Genomic DNA, 17,998 nt, shown 5'->3' with positions numbered 1-17,998 from the left:
AGTTGCGGGCAACGAAGTCGCCGGCAGAACACACCCGCGCCCATCGCACTTGGCACGACCCCCGGCATATGCGAGGACAGGCGCGGCCGTGGGGCCAGAGGGTGGAGCGAGGGTGAGATGAAGATCGCGGTTGCGGGTCTCGGCTATGTCGGGCTGTCGAATGCGCTGCTCCTGGCGCAGCACAACGAGGTGGTGGCGCTCGATGTGGTGGCCGAGAAAGTGGCCCAGGTGAATGCCGGCGTCTCGCCCATCGCCGATCCCGAATGCGAAGCCTTCCTGAAGCGGAAAGACCTGAACTTCCGCGCCACCACGGTGCCCGAGGAAGCCTATCGCGGCGCCGACTATGTGATCATCTCGACGCCGACCAATTACGATCCCGACACCAACCGCTTCGACACGCGCTCGGTCGAGGCGGTGATCGAGAAGGTGAAGGCGGTGGCGCCCGAGGCCGTGATGGTGATCAAGTCGACCATCCCGGTCGGCTACACCAAGGCGACGGCGGCCGCCATGGGCACGCAGAACCTGATCTTCTCGCCGGAATTCCTGCGCGAGGGCAAGGCGCTCTACGACAACCTGCACCCCAGCCGGATCGTGGTCGGCGAGCGCTCGGCCCGGGCGGAGCGTTTCGCCGAGCTCCTGAAGCAAGGCGCCATCACCAAGGACGTGCCGACCCTGTTCACCGACAGTGCGGAGGCCGAGGCGATCAAGCTCTTCGCCAATACCTATCTCGCCATGCGGGTCGCCTTCTTCAACGAGCTCGACACCTATGCCCTGTCGCGCGGGCTCGATGCCCGCCAGATCATCGACGGCGTCGGCCTCGATCCCCGCATCGGCAGCCACTACAACAACCCCTCCTTCGGCTACGGCGGCTATTGCCTGCCCAAGGACACCAAGCAGCTCCTGGCCAACTACAAGGACGTGCCGCAGACCCTGATCCAGGCGATCGTCGACGCCAACCGGACGCGCAAGGATTTCATCGCCGACGCGATCCTGGCCCGGCGGCCCAGGGTGATCGGCATCTACCGCCTGGTCATGAAGTCGGGCTCGGACAATTTCCGCCAGAGCTCGGTCCAGGGCGTGATGAAGCGGGTGAAGGCCAAGGGCATCGAGGTGATCGTCTACGAGCCGGCGATGCACGAGGACCGCTTCTTCGGCTCCCGCGTGGTGCGCGACCTCGCCGCCTTCAAGGCGGAGGCGGACGTGATCATCGCCAACCGCAAGACCAAGGACCTCGCCGACGTCGACGCCAAGGTGTTCAGCCGCGACCTCTTCGGTTCGGACTGAGGCTGCCGCCCCCATGGCCTTCCGGCTTCCTCCGCTGAACACGCTCCGCCTGTTCGAGGCGGCGGCGCGGCTCGGCAGTTTCAAGGAAGCGGCGCAGGAAGCCAATGTCACGCCGAGTGCGGTCAGCCACGCCGTGCAGACGCTGGAAGACTGGCTCGGTACCGAGCTTTTCCAGCGGACGGCACGCGGCCTGATCCTGGGGCCCGCCGGCAAAGCCTATGGCGAGGAGATCCGCGCCGCCCTCGCCCTGATCGCGACCGCGACCGAGCGCCTGCCGGGCCGGCGCGCCACCGGCAGCCTGGCGATCAGCGCCGCCCCCAGTTTCGCCAATTGCTGGCTGCTGCCCCGCCTGCCCCGCTTCGCCGAAGCCCATCCCGAGATCGCGGTCCATCTCGACACGGCCAAGCACTATGTCGATTTCCCGCTCGAGGGCGTCGATCTGGCGATCCGCCGCGGCACCGCCGCCCGCGCGGGCGAGAACTGGATCCGCCTGGTGCAGGAAAGGGTGCAGCCGGTCGCCGCTCCCGCCGTGCTGGCGGCGCATCCCGCAGCCTCGCTGGGGGCCTTGCTACAGCACCTGCCGCTGATCCTGGTGACCTCGATCCGGGACGACTGGGGTCCCTGGTTCGCCGCCCGGGGCGAGGCCATGCCGGACAACGTCCGGGTGATGCGGGTCGACACCATCCAGCTCGCCGCCGACGCGGCGGCGCATGGTCTCGGCGTCGCCATGGGGCGGCTGCCGGTGCTGAGCGATTTCCTGGCCGACGGCCGCCTCGCGCCGGTCGAGGGGCCGGCCCTGCCGATCGCCGAAGCCTATTGGCTGGCCGGCGCCGAACATGTCTTCGAGCGGCCGGAGGCCAAGCGCTTCCGCGCCTGGCTCCTGGCCGAGCTCGGCGCCGACGCCTGAGGTTACAGGGGGGCGGGCAGCGCCCCGCCGGCCTCCTGATGCGCCGGCCGCGGACGATCGTCCATGGTCCATTGCAGCAGGAAGGCGGCGGCGCCGATCGCCAGCATGGCGCCCCAGGCGGCGCCATAGGACCCGGTCAGGCCGACGCTGAGACCGCCCGCCCAGGAACCGGCGAAGGCACCCAATTGGTGGCTGAGGAAGGCGACGCCGAACAGCGTGTTGAAATGGCCGAGGCCGAACATGCGCACGATCAGCCCGCTGACCAGAGGCACCACGCCGAGCCAGAGCAGCCCCATGGCGGCGGCGAAGACCAGGGCCGACTGCGGCGTCACCGGCGTAGCGACGAAGCCGGCGATCGCCAGCGTGCGGAGCAGATAGGCGAGGGCGAGCAGGCGCTTCTGGCTGAAGCGCGCGCCGAGCCAGCCGGCCACCAGCGAACCCACGGCATTGCCGAGGCCGATCAGGCCGAGGGCATCGGCGCCGACCACGGGGGCGATGCCGCAGAAGGCGAGAAAAGCCGGCAGATGCACGGTGATATACATGAGCTGGAAGCCGCAGGCGAAATAGGCCGCCGTCATGGCGAGGAAGCCCGGATGGCGGAGCGCTTCGGCCACGGCGGCGCCGATGCCCTGGACCGGGACGGCCCGCACCGGCGCCGCTTCCGCCGCCCCCCGCCCGCCGAGGAGAACGCCCAGCACCACCATGGCGAGGGCGACGAGGGCGAAGACGGCAGCCGCCGTGCGCCAGCCCGGACCTGCGATCAGGTACTGGCCGAGCGGGGCGATCAGCAGGGTCGCCAGCGATCCTGCGGCTGAAACGACGCCCAGCACCGGCACCCGCCGGGCCGGCGAGACGATCCGGGCGACCGCACCGAAGAGAACGCCGAAACCCGTCCCCGCAATGCCGATGCCGACCATCAGCCCGGCCCCTGCCCCGAGCCCGGCCAGCGGCGGCCCATAGGCGAGGAAACCGAGGCCGAGGGCATAGACGAGGGCGCAGCCGATCACCACCGGCCGCGCCCCGAAACGGTCGCCCAACGCGCCGACGACCGGCTGCGCCAGGCCCCAGACCAGGCTCTGCACGGCGAGGGCAAAGCCGAATTCGCCCGCCGTGGCACCGCCCTCCGCCGCGATCGGCGGCAGGAACAGGCCGAGGCTCTGGCGGATCCCCATGCTGACCGAAAGGATCGCCGCCGCCGCCCCGATGACGAGAAGCGGCGCCGGGCCGCGGCGGGACGCCGGCTTCGGAAGGGCGGATGGCGACATGTGAGATCTCCTGCGGGCGCTGCGCCGCATGCCCCATCGGAGCGGGGACGCGAGCCGGCGACAAACGGGGAAGTTTCGTGCGCGGTTGAGCACCGCTCACCCGTGCAGCCCCACCTCCAGCCCCAGCACGAAAGTCATTTCCGCCCCCGTCGCCCCGTCCCGGGCGAAGCCGCAACGGCGCAGCAGGCTGAGCGCACGTCCGTTGTCCGCCCGCACATGGGCGAGCAGCCGGCCCTGCCCCGCCGCCACGGCCCGCCCGGCCGCCCGCCGCGTCAGGGCGAGGCCGATCCCGCGGCGCTGCAAGTCGGAGCGCACCACGACCGCATATTCACAGGCGCCGCCGCCCAGATCGGCGAGCAGGGCCGCCCCGGCCAGCACCCCGCCGCGCCAAGCCCCGATCGGCTGGAACCCGGGTCCGGCCGGCGCCAACATCGGAGCGATCCGTTCCGGCACGACCAGCCGCCCGAAGCGGCCCCAGACATCCTCCCGCGTCAGCGCCGCCGCGAAATCGTCGAGCGCCGCATCCGGCCGCAGGCGTCCGAACGACAAGGGCGAAAAGGCGGGTGCCGGCACCCGCCACGTGGGTTCGCGCCAGTCGAGGGTGCGGCGGGTCTTGATGATCATGGGCGGGCCTCCGGTCGAATGCCGCCCCATCATCGCCAGCGCCGAAATCCCGAACGACTGCGGATTTCGCACTCGCGGAAGAGCATTGCTCACCGGCCCGCTACCCCTTGGCGATGCACCGCGCATTGACGCAGGTCATATGGCCCGCATGCCGCATTGTGCTTCAGTGGCCCGTGGCAGGCCGATCGCTGGGCTCTGCCGCCACGACTAAGCACGTCGCCCAAGAAAGATCCTCGCCCTCCGCGGACGCCCAAGTCCCGCACCCGGCGAGGCATAACGATAACGGAGGCACGCTCATGCGAAATCGATTGAAGGAAAATATTGTCATATCGGGCGTCGGATGCTCGCGCTTCGGCGATCTTCTCGAGACGCCGGAACTCAAGGGACTGAGCATCCAGGAATTGACGGCCCGCGCCGTCAAGGAAGCACTCGACGACGCCGGCCTGTGCGGGCAGGACGTCGACGCCGTCTTTGCCGGCAACGCCATGGTCCACAGCTCGCAGATCCCGGGGACCTATTCGCAACTGTCGAAGTGGACCGGCACGCAGTTCAAGGCCGGCGTCCATTTCGAAGCGCAATGTTCGACCACCAATGTCGGCGCGGTGCTGGCGGCGATGTCGGTCGCGGCCGGCGTCTACGACACGGCGCTGGTCTACGGGCTGGAGACCACGCGGACGAAAGTGAAGGGCTTCAGCCCCTACGAGCGCGAGCCGATCTCCCACCAGCAGACTTGGCTGTGGACCGACATGGCGGTCAACCAGGCCTATAGCGTGCCGCAGGGCTACGACATCTTTTCGACCTACAACGGCCTCGTGGCGCTCGGCTACTGCCGCAAATACGGCCTCTCGATCGAAGAATTCGATCGCGGCATGTTCGAGCTCTGCCGCACGCGGCGCCTGCACGGCTCGATGAATCCCAAGGCCAACATCCAGGAGAAACTGGAGGACCGCGCCAGCAAGGAAGGCTTCGCCGATCCTTACGACTACTGGCGGTCCGACAAGCACAACCCCTTCGTCTCCTGGCCGTCGCGGCTGCTCAGCCTGGTGACGACCGCCGACGGCGCCTCGGCCATGGTCATCACGCGCGCCGACCTGGCCAAGGGCGGCAAGTCGAAGCCCGTGGGCTTGAAGGGCTTCGGCATCAGCTACAGCGACCTGCCCTGGTACGGCGAAGACCCGACCTATTGGGAATTCGACAAGCGGGCGATCGATACCGCCTTCGACATGGCGGGCATCAAGGCCGCCGACATCGGCTATCTGCACACCCACGACTGCTCGCATATCTCGAGCATCTGCACCGCCGAGACGCTCGGCTATCTCGAACACGGCAAGGGACTCCAGGCGGCGCGGGAGGGGCGTCTGCGCTTCGACGGCGACCGGCCGATGTCGACCCACGGCGGACGCCACGCCTTCGGACACGCCTGGGGTGCCAGCGCCGGCACCGACACCTACGAGGCCGTGCTCCAGATGCGCGGCCAGGCAGGCGCCCGGCAGATCCCCAAGGTGCCGGAAATCTCGGTCATTCATACCCACGGCTACGCCATGATCGGCACCGTGGTCGTGCTGGAGGGAGTCTGACATGCCCGACATCGCCGAACAGCCGAGCACCCTGCGCTCTTATTATGAAGGTCTCGCCAAGGGCGTCTTCCGGGCGATCACCTGCAAGGACTGCGGGCGTTACACCTTCCCGCCGACCGGCTGCTGCGAGCATTGCGGCAGTTGGAACGTGGCACCAGCCGAGGTGAGCGGGGAGGCCACGCTCCTCTTCGCGACCCACAACATCTCGCCCGCCTGCCACCCGCGCTTCGAGAAGATCGCGCCCTATGTCTACGGCCACCTCCGCCTGAAGGAGGGGCCGATCGTCCAGGCGATCATCCTCGGCGCCAAGGCGACGCCGGAAGACCTCGGCCGCCTCTTCGCGCGCGGCCCCGTCCCCGCCAAGGCGGAAATGCTGCAGATGGATGACCTGCCGGTCCTCGCCTTCCGCATCGCGACCTGAACGGACGAAACGACAAGACGGGGCGGCAGCGCAAGGCCGCCCCGGCGCCGCCTCCGAAAAATCTCCGCGTCGGCCTGGAATAAGTCGCCGCCGCCTCCGGTCTCGCTCCCTGTGCGGCCAATGCCGCCAGCGCCAAACCGGTGCGAGACATGACGCGACCCGATCAAGACCCCACCGGCCCGCCCCGGCGCCGCCTCCTCGAATGCGTGGGCCGGGCCGGCACCGGCCTGTTGTGAAGCCTGCAAGCCGGCGTTCCGACCGCCGTCGGCCTGCATTCCGCCGCCGCCGGCGCCACCACCGCGCAGGACTTCAGCTTCCTCCAGATCAGCGACACCCATGTCGGCTTCGACAAGCCGGCCAATCCGGATTCCCTCGGCACGCTGCGCGAGGCGGTGGCGCGGATCGCGACGCTGCCGGTCAAGCCGGCCTTCGTCGTCCACACCGGCGACGTCAGCCATCTCTCCAAGGACGCCGAATTCGACCTCGCATCGCAGGTCCTGGGCGAGATCGGCCTGCCCATCTTCTTCATCCCCGGCGATCATGATTTCATCGACGAAGGCCAGGACAAGGCCTATCTCAGCCGCTTCGGCAAGGGTACCAAGAGCAACGGCTGGTTCAGTTTCGAACAGAACGGCATCCATTTCGTCGGCCTCAACAATGTCGCCGACTTGAAGGCCGGGGGCCTCGGCAACTTGGGCGACGAGCAGCTCGCCTGGCTGGAGGGCGATCTCGCCGGCCTGTCGTCCTCGACCCCGGTCGTGGTGCTGGGCCACATCCCGCTCTGGACGGTGAACGAGGCCGGGGGCCGGGGCACCTCCGACGCCGCCCAGGCGCTTGCCGCGCTGTGCCGCTTCGGCTCGGTTACCGTGCTGAACGGCCGTATCCACCAGGTGATGACCGAGGTCGAGGGCAATATCGCCTTCCACACCGCCCGCTCGACCGCCTTCCCCCAGCCGAAGCCCGGCAAAGCGCCCGCTCCCGGGCCGCTGAAAGTTCCGGCGGAGGAACTGCGGAAGTACCTCGGCATCGCCACCGTCGAACTGCACCGCGGCGACGACCGGCTGCCCTCCTCTCGCTCTGTCTCATGGCCCCCGTCGCCGCCCAGGCGGCGGAGGTGACGGTCTCGATCTCCAATTTCACCTTCACGCCCGAAGTGGTGACGGTGGCGCCCGGCGATACGGTGATCCGGATCGGCTTGCCGCGGATCTCGCCGTGTAGGCCCATACCCTGCATCAGTCGCTCGACGGTGCAGCGGGCGACATCGAAACCCTCGCGTACCATCTGTCGCCAGACCTTGCGCGCTCCATAGACCTCGAAGTTCTCGGCAAAGACACGAGCCACCTCCGGCCTCAAGGCCGCGTCTCGCCTTGTCCGCATCGATTGCGTAGACGCGTCAAGTCGTTGGGCGACATGCGCATGATACGTCGACGGGGCAATCGGCAGGCCCCTGCAGATCGGCTCGCCCCCATACGCCGCGCGATGATCATCGATGAAAGCGATCATGTCTTCGACCGGCGGTCGAGCTCCGCCAGAGCGAAATATGCCGATGCCTTGCGCAGGATCTCGTTCGCCTGGCGCAGCTCGCGGTTCTCGCGTTCGAGGGCCCTCAGCCTCGCCGACATATCCGACGTCACGCCGGCCCTCTTGCCGGCGTGACCTCGGCCTTCCGGACCCACTCATTCAACGAATGCGCCGAGCGGCCGATTTTCGCTGATATCGACACGATCGCCTGCCAGCGCGACGGATGCTCGTGCGCGTGATCCACACCAGCCGGACCGCTCGCTCGCGCTCCTCAGGGGAAAACTTGTTCGTCGTTTTGCTCGTCATGGCTCCATCCTCTCAGGAGTAGGAGCCTCCGGCAAACCCGGGGCGGTTCACCCCCTTCGAACTGTTCCTCCAGCTCGAAAGCATCGAGTACCAGCGCACCCGCGTGAAACGCCCGCAGTCCAATGGCATCGTCGAGGGCCGCCGGACCTGGTTCGAGACCATCGAAGAGATGCAAGGCGCGCTCGACGAATACCTCGTCGCCTACAACGCCAGGCGACCTCACGAAGGCCTGGGCATGAACGGCAGAACCCCTGAAAAGGCCTTCATCCATGGTCTGCCGAAGGAGACGAAAGCACCAACATCAAAGCCCCGGAAAGCAGCCCGAAAACCTGCCCATCAAGGCGGCACTGTCAGCCAATTACCGTTCCTGTACATCAGGACCAAATCTCACGGCCACACACTGCCGACGAAATTATGGAATATAGATTCCGCTTTCTAATATAAAGAAATAAATCTGATATCCTCTATGAGATATTCACAATTAATTTCACCAAATGATAAATCAATATGATTTAGCAGGCGACTCCGCTCTAATTCAAATGATATTTTATTTTCCCCCGGAATAAGCGAGAATACTCTTCCCCTTAAACTTGACGCACTCTCAGTGTGATTTTTCTCTCGTATCGTTTTGGCCATCCGATAATAAAGATGAATATCAGAGTTTATTTTGGAGTTTATCTTTAGGTATATAAAGATTTTATTACAATCCGGCCACCGAACCAGGCACCGAGCACGCCCCCGCCGGCCGAGCATGAGAGCACGAATCGTGCCGTCCACCGTCGATTCGATTCTGCAATCGCTATTAACTGTGAATTTAACTTGCGCCAACTCCATAATCAATTGGCCATCCGGAATCGAAATACCCTCCCTCTGCACAATACTATTTTCCGCAGCGTCGGGTTTCTCCGAGCGATTGGAAACAAACTCCCTTATTGTCTCTTCGTTACTCTTGACGATATCATCGAATATTTGCTTTAGAGTATCGATCGTTTTCCTGCAGGTCTCGATTTCCTCGTCCTTTCTGCAGACGGATTCCTCAAGATGGCGAATGATCGCGTCTTTTGATTTGAGCTCGATCATCAGCTCTTCATTCAGCGATGTGAGCGCCACCATCTGGTCCCGCAGCGATCCACTACCGGCTTGGCCTCGAGGCGATGCGTCACTTTCGGCTTCAGTCGCCATGCGGTCCAGGCCGGCCTGATTCTGAGGCAGAGCAGCTGTTGTGCGACGACGGCGCGGCGGAAGCTGTTTTGGGTTAGGCACGTTCTCTATCCTGCAGTGGCGCGCACGAGGGGACAATTCATGATACCAGCGTTAGCTTGGCCCACTAATGGAGGCAATCCTCCACTTGGTGGCGGATTGCCGGTCGACAACCTGCCGGCAAGTGCCGCACCGAAGCCTCCGACATCATTGTGCCAGCTTGCTGAGGACGGTGTGAAGGTGAAGGCCGTGATGTGAGCCCAGAAAACTGGGCGGCGTTGATCGTGTGCCGTGGAGTGGTGTAGGTGGCGGTTGTCGGTAACGATAGCCGGCAGGGACTCCTCGATCATTTTGCCGTGAGAGGCAGGCTGTATTTCGCCGTTCCGGCGCTCAATCGGATTGGCGGAGTGGAGCTTGGCCCGGTCCCGGGCCGGGGACCCATTGCCAAGATCGGCCGCCAATTCGAGCAGGCTGAGCTTGCGACGTGCTACCTTCTTCTCCGTGGTCGTGTTCGTCTCCGGTCGGGGTTCGATGTTGCTCGCAACTCCATCAAACCCGCCGAGAGGCGGCATGGCCACACCGCCCCCGCACGGGGCGGTGTGGCTCCTTCCGTCAGGTCATTACCCTCTCAGCACAGTCATGAGATATGTAATTCACACGAGTTTCTCGAACGATATTGCCGCCCGGAAAATCAGCGACCTGGCGTTATCGATCCATGAAGGCGGCGGCAACGTCTGGGTCTTGGAAGACCCATCCATTGCCACGGGAAACCATCTGTCAGATGACGTCAGGGCCGCCGTGGAGCGGGATCTCCAGGCGAAGGGCATTCTCGTCTATAAATTGTGTCTTGCCGACCTCAATTCTGGGCCGGGCTTCCGCGTAACCAGGGCCCTCAATGATAATATAGTTAGAAGTTTCCTGGAAAATTATAAACCACATGTCTTCATGCAAGATGAAACGCTGTCCAGCGAATCGAACGGAATAGGTGGCTACTCCGGATTCGGGCTCAACAAGACAAGGCGCTATATCATCCGACAAAATGTTGGTGCTGACGGATGTGATATCGGGCTGGACGACAGGCGCGGCCGGGGCGTTGTTCCATTCTCGGAAAGAGGTGCTATCGCGCGCCATCTGAAGATCGCCGAATTTGCAGGGAATTCGGGCGGGGGAACGGCCCCCCCCAAAGTCATCGGTGAAATCGAGGAACCCGCCGATTCAGCCGTGCAGACCTCGGCGTCGATGCGGGTACGCGGTTGGATCCTGCAGTCGAGCTGCCCCGAGGCGAAGGCTGTCAGCATTCGGATAGCCGGCCGGATGCATGTGGCTCGTCTAGACATTCTTCGGACGGGCGTGTCCGCGCCCTCTCGCCAATACGAGATCGTCGGTTTCGAGTGCAATATCCCGCTGGAGCGGGTGCCTTGCCGCTCGCAAATGGACATCGGGATCCAATTGGCCGACGGGCAAGTCGTTCCCTGGCGGACGTATCGCGTATGGCGGCCTTCCGATGTCCCCGCCGTACCCAGGCTGCCGCTGATCGTTGTCGAGTCGAATATCTCCGTTTGTTCGACCTTTAGCGCGATCAAGGGGCAAGTGAGAGGCGCTCCGAAGACATGGCACGCTCAGTTGTGGAGACGCGGCGAAGTAGTGGGCGCAGTGCCCATCACCGCTGACGGCCGCTTCGATCTTGAAGTGCCCCGGTCTCACGGCCCTGGCCTGTATCACCTGTGGCTGACCAATCCGGCCGAAACCCGAAGGGAATTCATAGCCACCTACAATCTCGCCGGGGATGATGCCACCGACGAGCTGGCAATCACCCAGGTCAGCCTCGGCGGTTTGTCGCTCGACCTGCCGGGGCGCATGGCCGCGCAGGAGGTTTCTGCCTATGTCAATGGGCTGCCGCACGAGTTTCATCGCTCGATGAATAAGGCGGGCGCTGACTCGATGTCCTTCCGCGGCAGCGGTCTGCCCGACGACCTGACCCTTGAGATTGTCGCGGGACATGATTACGCGCGCGGTGAATTCGCCAATGATTCAACGGGATTCAGGCGCCTGATCGGTACCGCGATGCGCGCGAAGAGGACCATGCTCGCAACAATCGGGGGCAAGACCCGCGAAGTTGTGCCGATCAGATGCGAACCGTTGAATGGCGACTGGACAATGGTCTGCGCTTGCGCCAACGGCGAAATCGATTCCCTGCAGATGAGCGCCCTCGACGACTTGGCCGAGGGGAGAGCTGCGCCGCCGCTGTCGCACGACACGATCGCTCTCGCGGCCCGGCTGGTCCAGCAGCAGATCAGGTCGGATGAGACCGCAAGCGACAAATTGATCGACCGGCACATTGTCCTGCCGTCCGCTGCCCAACGGCCCTGGAAGTTCAATGGGCGGGTCATTCTCGTTCGTCCCGAAAATCATCCAACAGATGAGCTCTATGTCACGGCTCCGCTGAGAAGCCTCGTCGAAAAGAAGGTAATTAATTTCATTTTGATCGATACAAACGACGAAGAAATCGATGGCATAGACCGAAATATAGAGCTGAGGTCTGGAGATGCCGTAATCATCTCTCGTTATATAACGGCGAAATGGGCAAAGAGGCTGATCGATGCCAAAAACGGCATCAAAATCATTTATATCATGGATGACGACGTCGCCGCGGCGATCGACACCGTCGGCCTGCCCGCAGCTTACCGCCGTCGCATGACCGAGGCGGCGCTGTTCGATTTTCAGTTCATGTTGCGGCTATGCGATGTCTTCGTTACCACGTCACCCTTCTTGATGCGGAAATACTCCTCCTCGAAAACCCGTTTCTTGGAGCCACCATATTTCAGGGAGCCGAAATCTCTCGATCATCTTCTTAAAACAGATAAAATAAAAATTGTGTATCATGGTACTGATACGCATAAGGACGACATAGGTTTTATTATGCCGGAACTGCAGAAGCTTGGCGAGCGCAACGAGAATATCGAGATATCCATCATAACGCGATTCAGAATACATTCAGAAAACGGCAAGCGAGCGATCAGGACCATCAGGCCGATGCCATGGCCCGAGTATGTTCAATATACCAGGGAAAACCCCGCGCACATCAGCCTCGCGCCTGTACTCGACACTGCCTACAACCGGGGAAAATCGATCATCAAGTTCTACGATGCGGCCTCCCTCGGGGCTGTCGGTGTGTTCTCCAAGGTTGAGCCCTATACCGATGTGGTGCGGGACGGGCGGAATGGCTTCCTGGTCGAGAACTGTCCGCATCGCTGGTTCGATATCCTGCAATTGCTCGTCCGAAACCCGTCCATCATCCGCGAGACGGCGATCGAGGGCCAAATGGATGCGAAGAAGCGGGGGGACATTTCTGCCAGAACAGCATTTTGGATACGTGAGTTAGCGCTGACGCTGTGACCATGGCCAATCAGCGACGGGCTGTAAGATCCGCGTATTGCGATGGTCGATCCACGGTTCCGCGATCGACCGGCAGGCGTGGTGGTGATGTTGGAAAGGGATGCTGCCGGGGCGGCCTGAGCTCGAAATTCATCTCGCGTCCAAGTAAGCCTGCTGGCAGCGCCGTCATCGCGGCGCTCAATGGGCAGCTTCGGAGCGAGCGCCTGAACGCGCACTGGTTCCTGGCGCTTGCCGGCGCGGCGGAAAAGATGGAAACTTGCCCCAGATACTACAACGAAGATCGCCCTCGTTGGGCGATAGGGCACAAGCTGCCGCTACAGATTTTTCCGTGTGTCAAAATGCAACGATATCTAATTTGCGATTGTCATTTCTAGTCGCCGTCGAACGTCCACGGCCCCGAGGCGGAAACGGTTCAAGATTTTGGTCTAGCGAGTATGCAATCGGAAATAATTCGAGCGGCTCAATTCCCCGATCTCTTCCCCCACGAATTGCTTCTCCGTGATGGAAGCCGGGCGCGACAGTCGGTCGTGAACGACGCATATTTTCTCGATTTCGTGGAGAGCGGCTCCACACTGGTAATGGTCTTTCCGCCTTTCGGGCAGGCGAGGGGCAGCGCGGTCCAGAATTCTCCCGCTTGGGGCGCCAGTTTTATTACCCGGCGCGGTTACTCCCTTCTTGGTTTCAAACCGGCGCAGCCCGATTGGTTCCGGTGTCGTGAGTTGCATCAGTTCTTGCGCTCGCCTCGATTTATCGAGTTCTTGCAGAGTTTCGAGCGCGTCGTTCTCTACGGTGGTAGCATGGGAGGGTATGCCGCGCTCTCCTTCTCGGCGCTGGTCCCCAATGCGGAGGTCCTGGCGCTCAGTCCCCAGAGCACCCTTGATCCGCGTCTGGTGCCCTGGGAAACCCGTTGGGTCGAGGCCGGGCAGAGGCGCGATTGGAACGGCGATTTCGCCGATGCGGCGCGTCACTGCGCCTCGGCGGCCCGGGCGGTGGTGACCTACGATCCCCGATTCGAATTGGATCGGAAGCACGTGGAGCGCTTGCCCGACAACGTCATGCGGATTCCGGTGCCCAATGTCGGGCACAGCACCATCATGTGGCTGAATCGGATGGGCGCTCTGCCCGAGTTGTTTCGGCGCTTCATGGCGGGAGAGCTCGACCGTCGTTCGTTGATCGAACTGGTGCGGGAAAAGAGCCGCCAGCTGCCGCACTATTACGTCACGCTGGCGCACCGCCTGAAGTCGGAACATGCCCGCGAGCTCATCGGCCGCGCTGAAAAACTGTTGGGAACGAGCCTCCACGACTTTAGCGAAGTGGCAACGGCTTACCTCAAAGAAGGGCTCAGCCGGTCGGCCGAGGCTGTATTCCTGGACCGCGCGGCGATGTTCGCCGAGAGCGCCGATTTTCATTTTCGAGGAAGCAAGCTTTTTGTCGCAACAGGTGACACGGCCAAGGCCACCGAATTCGCCCGCAAGGCGGTGGAACTGCACCCGACTGCCCGAGTCTACCGGATTTGGCTCGATAAATTGACCGGAGAGGACACCGCGGGTTCAGGCGACCAGCCGAAGATTGAGTCCGAGGCGCGCTAGTATTTTCGACCTCGGCGCGGCCCGCCCTTTCAGGACGCGGGACGCCTTTGTCGAGAGCGTCGCCGAGGCGGTTCGGGGATGACGCCTGACCGGCCCGCCGTGGACCGAGCCCAGGGAACCTGACCGCCCGGCACTGGATCTCGCCAGAGTTCGTGCTACAAACATCTAAAGTAGTGGGCTCGTCCCAGCAACAGTCTGGCAAACGGAGGGGCGATGTCCGTTCTAGTTCCAGTCGTGCTATGTGGTGGTTCCGGTTCGAGGCTGTGGCCGGCGTCGCGCAGCTCCTATCCGAAGCAGTTTCTCGACCTGGGCAACAACCGCAGCATGTTTCAGCAGGCCGTCGCCCGGGTGGCCGGCCTCGGCAAGCCGATCGTCGTCGCCAACAGTGCGTATCGGTTCGTGATCGCCGACCAGTTGCGCCAGGTCGCGGTCGAGGCCGACATCCTGCTCGAGCCCGCGGCCCGGGATTCCTGCCCGGCGATCGCCGCCGCCGCCTTCAAGGCGTTGAGCGACCATGAGGACCCGGTGCTGATGGTGGTCGCCGCCGACCATGCCATCACCGACAGCGCCACCTTCAGCGCCGACGTGCTGACCGCCGCCGAGGCCGCGCGCCAGGATTTCATCGTCTGCTTCGGCCTGAAGCCGACCGAGCTGGCTACCGGCTATGGCTATATCCGGCCCGGCGCGCCCATGGCCTGCGGCACGGTCCTCAAGGTCGACGCCTTCGTCGAGAAGCCGGATCGCGAAACAGCCGAGCGCTACGTCACCGACGGGCTGCTGTGGAATTCCGGCAATTTCGCCTTCCGGGCCAGCACCTTCCTGGCGGAACTGGCGAAATTCGAGCCGGCCGTCGTCGAACAGGTCGAGAAGGCCACGGCAACCTCGACCGAAGACCTCGGCTTCATTGCGCTCGACGGGGAGAGCTTTAAGGCCGCGCCCAAGATTTCCGTCGATTATGCGGTGCTGGAGCGGACCGACATGGCAGTCGTGCTGCCCGCCCGCTTCGACTGGTCGGACGTCGGCACCTGGGCTGCCCTGCACCAAGCCATGGCCAAGGACGAGAACGGCTGCGCCGCGATCGGCGACGGCGTCTTTGCGGACGCCAAGGACAGCCTGGTCTATTCCCCGAACCATCTGACAGTGGTCGCGGGCCTCGACGACGTCGTCGTGGCCCATACGCGGGACGCCACCCTGGTGATGTCCCGCAGTTATGCCGAGAAGCTGAAGCAGGTGGTCAGCGGCCTCGAATCGAGCCGGCGCTCCGAGGCGACCGAGCATCGCCTGGTGCATCGTCCCTGGGGCACTTATGAGGGCATCGACAGCGGCGAACGCCACCAGGTGAAGCGCATCACCCTGAAGCCAGGCGCCAAGATCTCGCTGCAGAGCCATCTGCACCGATCGGAGCACTGGATCATCGTGAAGGGCACCGCTCAGGTGGTGCTTGATGACAAGGTTCGCATCCTGACCGAGAACCAATCGATCTACATTCCGCTGGGATCGCACCACCGGCTGGAAAATCCCGGCCGCATCCAGCTCGAGCTGATCGAGGTGCAGACCGGCTCTTACCTCGGCGAAGACGACATCATTCGTTACGAGAATATCTACAAGCGCGGCTGAGGCTGCTGCGGCGACGGCATTTTGCCGCAACCGCCCGGCCATAAACCCTTTCGTTACCGATCATCGGTTCCACTGGGAGACGCGACGGGCGAGACATCCCACGAGACATCACGGTCTTCCCGCCGCGCCCGAAGTGGTGAACACTTCGGCTCGTGACCTCCTGCCCGGGTCACGCCGACCGTTTCTGCTGGAGGTCCGCCGGACTCGACATGGAAGACACGACGTACAAGGGCTTTGTGGTCTCCGTTCGCGGGGCCGTGATCGATGTCCGGTTCGAGGGGGCGGCCCTGCCGCCGATCAACAGCGCGCTGAACGTGCAATGGGACCGGCCCGAGTCGCTGGTGCTCGAAGTCCATGCCCATATCGATGCCAAGACCGTGCGCGGCATCGCCCTTCAGGCGACGGCCGGCCTCGCACGCGGCACGCCCGTCGTAGCGACCGGCGGTGCCATCGAGGTTCCCGTGGGCGACGCCGTGCTGGGCCGCCTGCTCGACGTCCTCGGCCAGGCGCGGGACAATGGCGCGCCGCTCGGCTCCGACGTGCCCCGCCGCGGCATTCACAACCCGCCGCCCGCGCTCGAAGACGAGACCTCGACCACTGCCGTGTTCGAGACCGGGATCAAGGTGATCGACCTCCTGGCCCCCCTCGCCCAGGGCGGCAAGGCGGCCATGTTCGGCGGCGCCGGCGTCGGCAAGACCGTGCTGGTGATGGAACTGATCCACGCCATGGTCGAGAAGTACCAGGGCATTTCCGTCTTCGCCGGCATCGGCGAACGTTCGCGCGAAGGTCACGAGCTGCTGACCGAAATGCGGGATTCGGGCGTCCTCGAGCGCACCGTCCTGGTCTACGGCCAGATGAACGAACCGCCAGGGGCGCGTTGGCGCCTGCCCATGACGGCGCTGACCGTGGCCGAATATTTCCGCGACAAGAAGCACCAGAACGTGCTCCTGCTGATGGACAACATCTTCCGCTTCGTCCAGGCGGGCGCCGAGGTTTCGAGCCTGCTGGGGCGCCTGCCGTCCCGCGTCGGCTATCAGCCGACCCTGGCGACCGAAGTGGCCGGCCTGCAGGAACGGATCGCCTCGGTCGCCGGGGCCTCGGTGACCGCGATCCAGGCGGTCTATGTCCCGGCCGACGACTTCACCGACCCTGCGGTGACCGCCATTTCGAGCCATACCGACAGCATCATCATGCTGTCGCGCAACCTCGCCGCCGAAGGCTTCTATCCGGCGGTCGACCCGCTCGCCTCGTCTTCCGTACTGCTCGACCCCGAGGCGGTGGGCGAGGAACACTATCGGATCGCCGAACGGGCGCGCGAAGTCCTGGCCCGCTTCAAGGACCTCCAGGACATCATCGCCCTCCTCGGCGTCGAGGAACTGGGCGCCGCCGACCGCCTGGTGGTCAAGCGGGCGCGCCGCCTGCAACGCTTCCTGTCCCAGCCCTTCATGGTGACCGAAGCCTTCACCGGAACGCCGGGGCGGAGTGTGGCCCGGACCGACACGCTGGCCGGGGTGCGCGCCATCCTGGACGGCGAGACCGACAATTGGGCCGAAGCCTCGCTCTACATGGTCGGCACGATCGAGGAGGCACGGGCCAAGGAGGCTGCCCAGGCGGGCGGCGTGGCGGCATGAGGTTGACCATCGCCACCCCCTTGTCCGTCGTGGTCGAGACCGATGCGGTCACCGCTGTCCGGGCGGAGGATGCCACCGGCAGCTTCGGCGTCCTGCCGGGCCATGCCGATTTCCTGACCGCGCTCTCGCTCGGCGTCGTCGCCTGGAAGCGGGCCGACGGCCGCTGGCATTATTGCGCCGTGCGCCGGGGCGTGCTGACGGTCGAGGGTGGAGACCACGTCTCGGTCGCCTCGCGCGAGGCGGTCGAGGGCGACGATCTCGCCACCCTGGACCAGACCGTGCTGGCCCGCTTCCGCACCGATTTCGAAAACGAGCGCATGGAACATGTGGAGAGCACGCGCCTGCACCTGAACGCCATCCGCCAGATCATGCGCCACCTGCGCGGCCCCGGCCCGGGTGTGACCGGAGGGATGTCGTGAACGCCCCGCCGCCGATCGAGCCGAGCGAGCAGGACCCGCTGCTCAAGAAGGTGCGCCTGCACGGCGAGCGGCGGCGGCGCTTCGACGCGGAGGGCGGCCCCACCGTGCTGCGTCGCTTGGCGCAGGTCGGCGTGCTCGGCTGGATGATCGTGACGCCGGCCCTGGGCGGCCTCTTCCTCGGCCGCTGGTTCGACCGCTTAGCCGGCAGCGGGCTGTTCTGGACCGCTCCCCTTCTGATGGT

Annotated in this window: 15 protein-coding genes, 2 pseudogenes and 1 other annotated feature; of the genes and pseudogenes, 13 read left to right on the top strand and 4 right to left on the bottom strand. The window is 64.3% G+C overall.

All coding sequences use genetic code 11. From position 1 onward, the window contains the following. Positions 1-117: 117 nt before the first annotated feature. A complete protein-coding gene (locus WC493_RS14095) occupies positions 118-1,284 on the top strand; it encodes a nucleotide sugar dehydrogenase (protein ID WP_373066166.1) in 1,167 nt (388 codons plus the stop codon). A gap of 13 nt (positions 1,285-1,297) precedes the next feature. Beyond that, the gene (locus tag WC493_RS14090; RefSeq protein WP_373066165.1) at positions 1,298-2,191 is read left to right on the top strand and encodes a LysR substrate-binding domain-containing protein; all 894 of its coding nucleotides are present in this window, start codon (positions 1,298-1,300) and stop codon (positions 2,189-2,191) included. Positions 2,192-2,193: 2 nt separating this feature from the next. On the opposite strand, the gene WC493_RS14085 is transcribed toward WC493_RS14090, so the two are convergent. Further along, positions 2,194-3,456, bottom strand: a complete 1,263-nt coding sequence (locus tag WC493_RS14085; RefSeq protein ID WP_373066164.1) for an MFS transporter — start codon at positions 3,454-3,456, stop codon at positions 2,194-2,196. 96 nt (positions 3,457-3,552) lie between these two features. Further along, positions 3,553-4,080 (bottom strand): GNAT family N-acetyltransferase, encoded by a 528-nt coding sequence (locus WC493_RS14080; RefSeq protein WP_373066163.1) that lies wholly within the window; start codon positions 4,078-4,080, stop codon positions 3,553-3,555. A gap of 308 nt (positions 4,081-4,388) precedes the next feature. Between WC493_RS14080 and WC493_RS14075 the strand changes: the two genes are divergently transcribed. The 3 genes from WC493_RS14075 (at position 4,389) to WC493_RS14065 (ending at position 7,196) form a co-directional block, all read left to right on the top strand. Next, a complete protein-coding gene (locus WC493_RS14075; protein ID WP_373066162.1) occupies positions 4,389-5,657 on the top strand; it encodes a thiolase family protein in 1,269 nt (422 codons plus the stop codon). A gap of 1 nt (position 5,658) precedes the next feature. Then, the gene (locus tag WC493_RS14070) at positions 5,659-6,078 is read left to right on the top strand and encodes a Zn-ribbon domain-containing OB-fold protein (RefSeq protein ID WP_373066161.1); all 420 of its coding nucleotides are present in this window, start codon (positions 5,659-5,661) and stop codon (positions 6,076-6,078) included. 239 nt (positions 6,079-6,317) lie between these two features. Further along, on the top strand, positions 6,318-7,196 hold the full coding sequence (locus tag WC493_RS14065) for a metallophosphoesterase (RefSeq protein ID WP_373066176.1): 879 nt from the start codon (positions 6,318-6,320) through the stop codon (positions 7,194-7,196). A gap of 40 nt (positions 7,197-7,236) precedes the next feature. Here WC493_RS14065 and WC493_RS14060 read toward each other — a convergent pair. Further along, positions 7,237-7,905 (bottom strand): annotated as a pseudogene (locus WC493_RS14060) (IS3 family transposase); the annotation flags it as partial. After that, positions 7,507-7,623, bottom strand: a sequence feature (AL1L pseudoknot). Its footprint overlaps the pseudogene before it by 117 nt. 52 nt (positions 7,906-7,957) lie before the next feature. Here WC493_RS14060 and WC493_RS14055 point away from each other — a divergent pair. After that, positions 7,958-8,191 (top strand): annotated as a pseudogene (locus WC493_RS14055) (integrase core domain-containing protein); the annotation flags it as partial. A 149-nt stretch (positions 8,192-8,340) separates the two neighbouring features. Here the strand turns inward: WC493_RS14055 and WC493_RS14050 are convergent. Then, positions 8,341-9,168, bottom strand: a complete 828-nt coding sequence (locus tag WC493_RS14050) for a hypothetical protein (RefSeq protein WP_373066160.1) — start codon at positions 9,166-9,168, stop codon at positions 8,341-8,343. Between the two features lie 507 nt (positions 9,169-9,675). Between WC493_RS14050 and WC493_RS14045 the strand changes: the two genes are divergently transcribed. The 7 genes from WC493_RS14045 to WC493_RS14015 form a co-directional block, all read left to right on the top strand. Then, on the top strand, positions 9,676-12,501 hold the full coding sequence (locus WC493_RS14045) for a hypothetical protein (RefSeq protein ID WP_373066159.1): 2,826 nt from the start codon (positions 9,676-9,678) through the stop codon (positions 12,499-12,501). 2 nt (positions 12,502-12,503) lie between these two features. After that, on the top strand, positions 12,504-12,875 hold the full coding sequence (locus WC493_RS14040) for an integrase core domain-containing protein (protein ID WP_373066158.1): 372 nt from the start codon (positions 12,504-12,506) through the stop codon (positions 12,873-12,875). A 153-nt stretch (positions 12,876-13,028) separates the two neighbouring features. Next, complete coding sequence (locus WC493_RS14035) at positions 13,029-14,090, top strand: tetratricopeptide repeat protein (RefSeq protein ID WP_373066157.1); 1,062 nt, start codon at positions 13,029-13,031, stop codon at positions 14,088-14,090. A gap of 213 nt (positions 14,091-14,303) precedes the next feature. Continuing rightward, the gene (locus WC493_RS14030; protein WP_373066156.1) at positions 14,304-15,707 is read left to right on the top strand and encodes a mannose-1-phosphate guanylyltransferase/mannose-6-phosphate isomerase; all 1,404 of its coding nucleotides are present in this window, start codon (positions 14,304-14,306) and stop codon (positions 15,705-15,707) included. Positions 15,708-15,916: 209 nt separating this feature from the next. Continuing rightward, on the top strand, positions 15,917-17,338 hold the full coding sequence (gene atpD, locus WC493_RS14025; protein ID WP_373066155.1) for a F0F1 ATP synthase subunit beta: 1,422 nt from the start codon (positions 15,917-15,919) through the stop codon (positions 17,336-17,338). Then, positions 17,335-17,757 carry a F0F1 ATP synthase subunit epsilon gene (locus tag WC493_RS14020; protein ID WP_373066154.1) on the top strand — a complete coding sequence of 141 codons (423 nt, stop codon included), beginning with the start codon at positions 17,335-17,337 and terminating at the stop codon, positions 17,755-17,757. The genes atpD and WC493_RS14020 overlap by 4 nt, the downstream gene beginning before the upstream one ends. Beyond that, on the top strand, positions 17,754-17,998 hold a 245-nt coding region (locus WC493_RS14015; RefSeq protein WP_373066153.1), incomplete at its 3' end, for an AtpZ/AtpI family protein. The genes WC493_RS14020 and WC493_RS14015, both read left to right, overlap by 4 nt.

The sequence above is a fragment of the Zavarzinia sp. genome (genome assembly GCF_041650655.1).
GTDB lineage: Bacteria > Pseudomonadota > Alphaproteobacteria > Zavarziniales > Zavarziniaceae > Zavarzinia.
Note: the sequence above shows the minus strand (reverse complement) of the source record. Positions and strands in the feature narration are given on the sequence as shown.